The sequence below is a fragment of the Sphaerisporangium cinnabarinum genome (genome assembly GCF_055567015.1).
The window spans coordinates 21603-27667 of sequence record NZ_JBVHRG010000017.1; the positions used below are offsets into that span (position 1 = coordinate 21603).

At 68.2% G+C, this 6065-nt stretch carries 2 protein-coding genes; one reads left to right on the forward strand and one right to left on the reverse strand.

Going from position 1 to position 6065, the window contains the following annotated elements:
• Window positions 1-7: 7 nt before the first annotated feature.
• Window positions 8-772: a hypothetical protein gene (locus tag ACZ4MO_RS18690; RefSeq protein WP_499279404.1), complete on the reverse strand. Its 765-nt coding sequence runs from the start codon at window positions 770-772 to the stop codon at window positions 8-10.
• Window positions 773-957: 185 nt separating this feature from the next.
• Between ACZ4MO_RS18690 and ACZ4MO_RS18695 the strand changes: the two genes are divergently transcribed.
• Window positions 958-5994, forward strand: a complete 5037-nt coding sequence (locus tag ACZ4MO_RS18695) for a DNRLRE domain-containing protein (protein ID WP_499279405.1) — start codon at window positions 958-960, stop codon at window positions 5992-5994.
• Window positions 5995-6065: the final 71 nt, after the last annotated feature.

The following is a 6065-nucleotide window of genomic DNA, read 5'->3' on the forward strand; positions in this document are numbered from 1 at the left end:
CCCATCCTCACAGGGTGTCGGCAGCTGCAGGCGCAGGGTCGGGGGTGGGTTGCGAGGCGGGGGCGACAACGGCGTGCAGCGTCAGCGGTGCTGTGGGCAGCTGGGTGAACCCGAAGCGGCGGTAGACGGTGACGTGGCGGGGCGTGGCCGCCTGTGCGACGACACGATCGCCGGCCGACAGGGTGTGTCGTAGGCACTGACTGATAGTCGCGAGTCCGCCGGCAGGTAGGCGAGAGGCGACGCTATCGAGGGTCCACTGCGCGGCCCGGTACAGGTCGCGGTCCGCGTGGCGCTGCGCGCGGGTGTGAGCGCGGCGTGCGCGGGTGTCGGCGCGGTAGATCCGCGCGTAGCCGGGTGCGAGGCGTACCAGGGTGACCAGGACCGCCAGGACGAACCAGAGCGCGAGGAACAGCAGGACGGTCATGGTCACAATGGCCGGGAGCCATTGCAGAAAGACGGCGACGAACACGACGAGTAGGACGGCGTACAGCGCGAGGAAGATCCCTAGGACGCGCGCGAAGGTCGCCAGCATCGCGGCCGGGGTGCGGCGGGTCACGCGCGCGACGACGGACCGATCGGCGTGCACGAACCCGGGGAGCGCGAGGACGAAGAACACCCACATCGGCCACGCCGCTGCGGCGAGCACCCGGTGGGCTCGCGGGGAGGTGAAACCCCAGGCCAGGGTCCATGTGACACCAGCAAGATCGCGCACGTGGACGCGATCCATGTGGGCTGGCTCGGATGTCGCGGTGGTGTCGATGGTGGGGTGCACGCGTGCACCGTAGCGCCGGGCCCTTGGTCCTCAGACTGGGTTTCACCCGGTCGCGGCTTCGACGGTTCGGTGCGGGTGGGCTATGTTCCGTGCACCTTCGCTGGTTGTGAGCTTGCTGTGAACCAGGCTGGGGCCTGCCCGTAGGGGGTGTGGGTTTCGGTTGCCGGTGCGCGCTGGTGCGTGCCGTGACGGACGGCTGGTTCACGATGGTGTTTCTCGTGTCGTTCTCTGGGGTTCCTGGTGCGTGGCGGGCCTCGGTCGCGACGTTGGCGGGTCTGACGGCGGTCGCGGTGGGTTCGGTCGGGCTGCCTGCGGTTGCGCAGCCGGTCGCAGCGGTCGAGGCTCCAGCAGCGCCGATCGTGGCGGCTGCACCGGAGCCCGAGCGCACCGACGGGGGCTACTTGTGGGCTCCGGACGCCGTGAGTGCGAAGGCGATCGCGCGGTTGGAGGACGAGCCGGTCGAGGTGGTGGGCGAACGGACACCGGTGTCGTCGACGTATGCGTTGCCGACGGGGGCGATGGTGCTGCAGAGCGCGCCGGGTCCCGTGTGGGTGCCCCAGGGTGAGGGCGACGGGACGGCCCTGGGGGACTGGGCGCAGACCGACCTCGCACTCGTGGAGGGCGAGGACGGCGTCGTTCGTCCTGCCGCGCACATCGGTGATCTGGAGTTCAGCGGTGGCGGAGCTCCTGGGGCGGACGGTCAGATCGAGATCGCGGGGATGACGGACCCTGACGCCGGAGTCCGTTCAGCGCTCTCGTGGCACGGCGCGCTGCCCGAGCCCCGGCTCGATGGCCGGCGAGCGGTGTACGAGGGCGTGGCGCCCGGGACGGACCTGGTGCTCGAGGCGAGCACGTCAGGGTTCCGGCACTACCTGGTCGCCGAGGACGGCGAGGCGGCGGTCGCGGCGCAGGAGCTGCCATTGACGTACTCGGTGGACGGGGCGACTCTGGCGCCCACGGAGGACGGCGGTGCGCTCGAGGCCGTGACTGGTGAGGGCCAGGTCGTGTCGCGGACGTCTGAACCGCTTGCATGGGACGCGAAGGTCGACGCCGACCTCGTCGCACCCGTGACGCAAGAGCTGGTCGACGACACGACCGAGCGCACGTTCGCGCCGTTGCCCGAGCTCAATGTCCTGATGGGTGAGTTGGAAGGCCCCGACTCGGAGCCGGCACCGCAAGGATCCGAGCAGCAGTCATCGGACTCGACGGTTGCCGATCCGCTCGTCGAGTCGGTCCAGCTGGTCTCGACGATCGACGTGGTGGACGCCTCGACGGTGTCGGTCACGCTGTCTGGTGTTGAGGACATGGTTGCCGATGCTTCGACGACCTACCCGTTGGTGATCGACCCGCCGATGTACCTGGCGAGCCACTACCTCGACCTGTACGTGCAGTCCGGGACGACGCGGGACACGTCTGCGGACGGTGAGATCCGCCTCGGCACTTTTGACGGAGGGGCGACGGTCGCTCGATCCTTGCTGAAGATTCCGACGGCGCAGTTGGCTGGTAAGCAGATCTTGAGCGCGCAACTGGAGTTGTTCAACTTCCACTCCTTCTCGTGTCAGGCGCGCAACTGGGAGATTTGGCACGTCGGTGACTTCAACGCCGGGGCGCGCTGGACCGCGCAGCCGGGTTGGCTCACGCACCAGATCACGACGAGCGCGACTGCTGGGTATTCCTCTTCCTGCAACGACGCGTGGACGCGCACCGACGTCAAGAACGCGATGACGTATGCGGCGAATCGTGGTGATGCCTACCTGAACCTGGGCATCAAGGCGCAGAACGAGTCCGACTCCTACGGTTGGAAGCGGTTCTACTCCGTCGACTACGGGTCCTTCGTACCGGCGGTGACGGGGACGTACAACTCCAAGCCAAACCCGGCGGGGGCGGTTGGGGTGTCCCCGAAGGGCTCGCCCGTCGCTGGTACGACGTGGACGAACACGCTGACTCCGACGCTCACGTCCACGATCAGCGACCCGGACGGCGATAAGGTCCGCGCGACCTTCCAAATCCTCAACTCGGCCGGGACTATCCTTCACCAGGCCGAGGTCACCGGAGCCAGCGGTTCATCGGTTCAGTACAAGGTCCCGGCTGGCGTGCTCGTGGAGAACACCGCCTATACGGCACGGGTGGCGACGTATGACGGACGGTTGTGGAACGGTACGTGGTCGCCGGTACTGAAGTTTGCGGTAGACACGAGAGCCCCGGGCGCACCGGTCGTGTCGTCTACCGACTACCCCGCGGACAACGCCTGGCACAAGGACGCGAACCAGGCCGGGACGTTCATGTTCAAGATGGCGGCCGCCGACTCGTCGGTGACCGGGTACAAGTGGGGGCTGGACAAGACCCCGACCACGCTCGTCGCAGTGACCGGTGGGGCAGCGGCGACGGCGAGCATCAAGCCGACCACGGTGGGCAAGCACACGGTGCAGGTGCAGACGGTCGACCGCGCGGGGAACGTCTCCGCACAGGTCACCAAGTACACGTTCCTCGTGGGACGAGCTGGGCTCCTGACCCCGGAAGAGGGTGCACGGGTCGTGCGCCGCGCTCGCCTGGAGCTGGGGACCAACGACACCACGCTGACGCACGTGAAGTACCAGTGGCGACGCGGCCCGGACTCCACCGTCGTCACTGATATCGCCGCCGGCGCACTGACTACCGCCGACGGCGACGCGTGGGGTGCAGGCTGGCAGCCCGCCCCCGCCGCAGGGAGCTATGTCACGTGGGACGCCGCCACTACCCTCGGGTTTTCCGGGGGGCCCGTGCAGGTCCGCGCGGTCCTCGCGTCGAGCGCGGCGGGCGCGGGCGCGACGAACGCCCAGTGGGTGACCGTGACGGTCGACCCCGACGCGACCGGCGCGGCCTCGACCGAGATCGGGCCCGGATCGGTGAACTTGCTGACGGGTGATCACAAGGTGTCGGTCACCGACGTCGAGGAGTTCGGCATTTCCTTGGTCCGTACCACCTCGTCGCGTGACATCGACTCCGGGTACCAGCTGCAAGAAGATCTGGTGCGCCCGGCAACCGACGGAGCCGAATACACCAACGTGCAAGGTGCTGCCGGCGCCTTCCGCGGACACGCCGTCGCGTCGATGGACTCCACCCGGTTCCACTCCGGGACCCAGAGCGTGAAGATCGTGCCGGGCACCACGGGGAACGACAACACCTACGGCTCGGTCGGCGGCGACTACGGGGCCGTGCGTCTCGGCCTGCGTCCCGGTGGGACCTACCGCGTCTCTGGCTGGATCTATGTGCCCGCCGCGACCGGGCTCAACCCGCCCAACGCAGCGGGCAACCGCATCATGATGCTGTCCAAGAAGTCGACCGAGACGCAATACACCACTGGTCGGTCAGAGCCAGCAACGAAGACTGACACGTGGCAGGAGCTCAGTTTCGACTTCACCATCCCCACCGGCTCCAACGAAGCATTCCTGCGTTTGTACAACGGCAACGCCCCAAACTCGGGCAAGGCCGTCTACTACGACGACATCTCTGTCCGGCAGATCGCCGCACCGTTCGGTAAGGAGTGGGCTACCGGTACTGCGGATGCTGCGGCCGGGACGGCGTACACGAAGATCTCGATGCCGTACGACGACGTCGCGGCCGTGCACCTGACGGGTGGGTCCCAGATCTGGTTCAGCACCGGCGACCGCACCAAGTGGTTCCCCGAGCCGGGCGCCGAGGACCTCAAGCTCGTGCGCACGAACGCCAATGCATGGCGGCTGACGGAGGTCGACGGCACCATCACGGACTTCGCGCGCACGAAGTCGACCGGTGACTTCGCCGTGCAGACCACCGCACCGCCCGTCGCATCTGGGCAGGCGAGGCACGTGTACTCCGACATGAACGGCGTGCAGCGCTTGCACCGGGTGATCGCTCCGATCGAGGAAGGCGTGGACGGGTGGCCCACGAACACGTCCGCGTGTACTGCGGCGACGCCGGCTCGCGGGTGCGAGGTCATGGAGCTCGGGTATGCCGGGTCGACCACGGCCACGGGGACGACCCCGGGTGCGTACGCGGGTCAGGTCACCTTGGCGTGGGTCTGGGTGTGGGACCAAGCGACGTCCACGATGAAGAAGGTGGAGGTCGCCCGGTACCGGTACGACACCAATGGGCGCCTGGTGGAGGTCGAGGATCCGCGTATCACCGCCGCTGGCGCCCCGGCTCTGGTGACGCGGTACGAGTACGACGCCGACGGCCGTCTGGCCAAGGTCACCGCACCGGGCGAGGAGCCGTACACGTTCACCTACGGGGCAGGTGGCGGGTCCAAGACCGGTGCCGGCGACTTCGTCGACCCGTCGCTCGGCCGCCTCCTCAAGGTGTCCCGTGCATCTCTCGTGCCTGGTACGAAGGACCAGCTCGGGCCCGTGAACACGAGCACGGTCGTGTACGACGTGCCGCTCACCCGGGCCAAGGGAGGCCCGTACGACCTCGGCGCGACGGACCTGGCGACCTGGGCGCAGTCCGATGGTCCGACGGACGCCACGGCGGTCTTCGGACCGCAAGACGTCCCATCGGTCACGACGGCGACGGCGACCGCGCCTGGCGCGGACGGGTACAAGCCCGCCACGGTCCACTATCTCAACGCCGCCGGACTGGAGGTCAACACCGCCACCCCTGCGGGGAAGAACGCGCCGGTCGAGGGGTTCATCGACACCGCCGAGTACGACCGCAGCGGCAAGACGATCCGCACCCTGGATGCCACGAACCGGCTGCTCGCGTTGCGCAAGCTCCCGAACGCCGAGCAGATGCTCGTCGAGTGGGGCTTGCAGGATCGGACGTCGATCGACCTCGCCACGTTGTTCGACTCGAGGTCGGTGTACTCCGCCGATGGTCTCGAGGTCGTCTCCGAGACCGGGCCCGCGCAACAGCTCGCGCTTGCGAACGACCCGAACGACATCCGGTTGCTGCGCCCGCACACCGACTACCTCTATGACGAGGGCAAGCCCGACGGCGCCGCCTACCACCTCGTCACGACCGAGACCACCACCGGCCTCGACCCCACGAGCGGGGACAAGCTCGACCCCATCACCACCAAGACCGCGTACACGCCTGTCGACGGGGCGTCCGCGCTCGGCGCAACCTCGGGCTGGGTGCACAAGAACGCCACATCGATCACCGTCGACGCAGGCCAACCCACCGCACTGACCTCAACGGTCGTATACGACAACAGGGGTCGGGCGGTCCGGTCCAGCAAGCCCGGGGACTGCTGCAGGAACGGTTGACACGGGGTTAGTGGTGATCATGCCGCAAGGGCGGCGTTCTGGGCGGTGAAGGCGAGCTCGTACTCGACCGG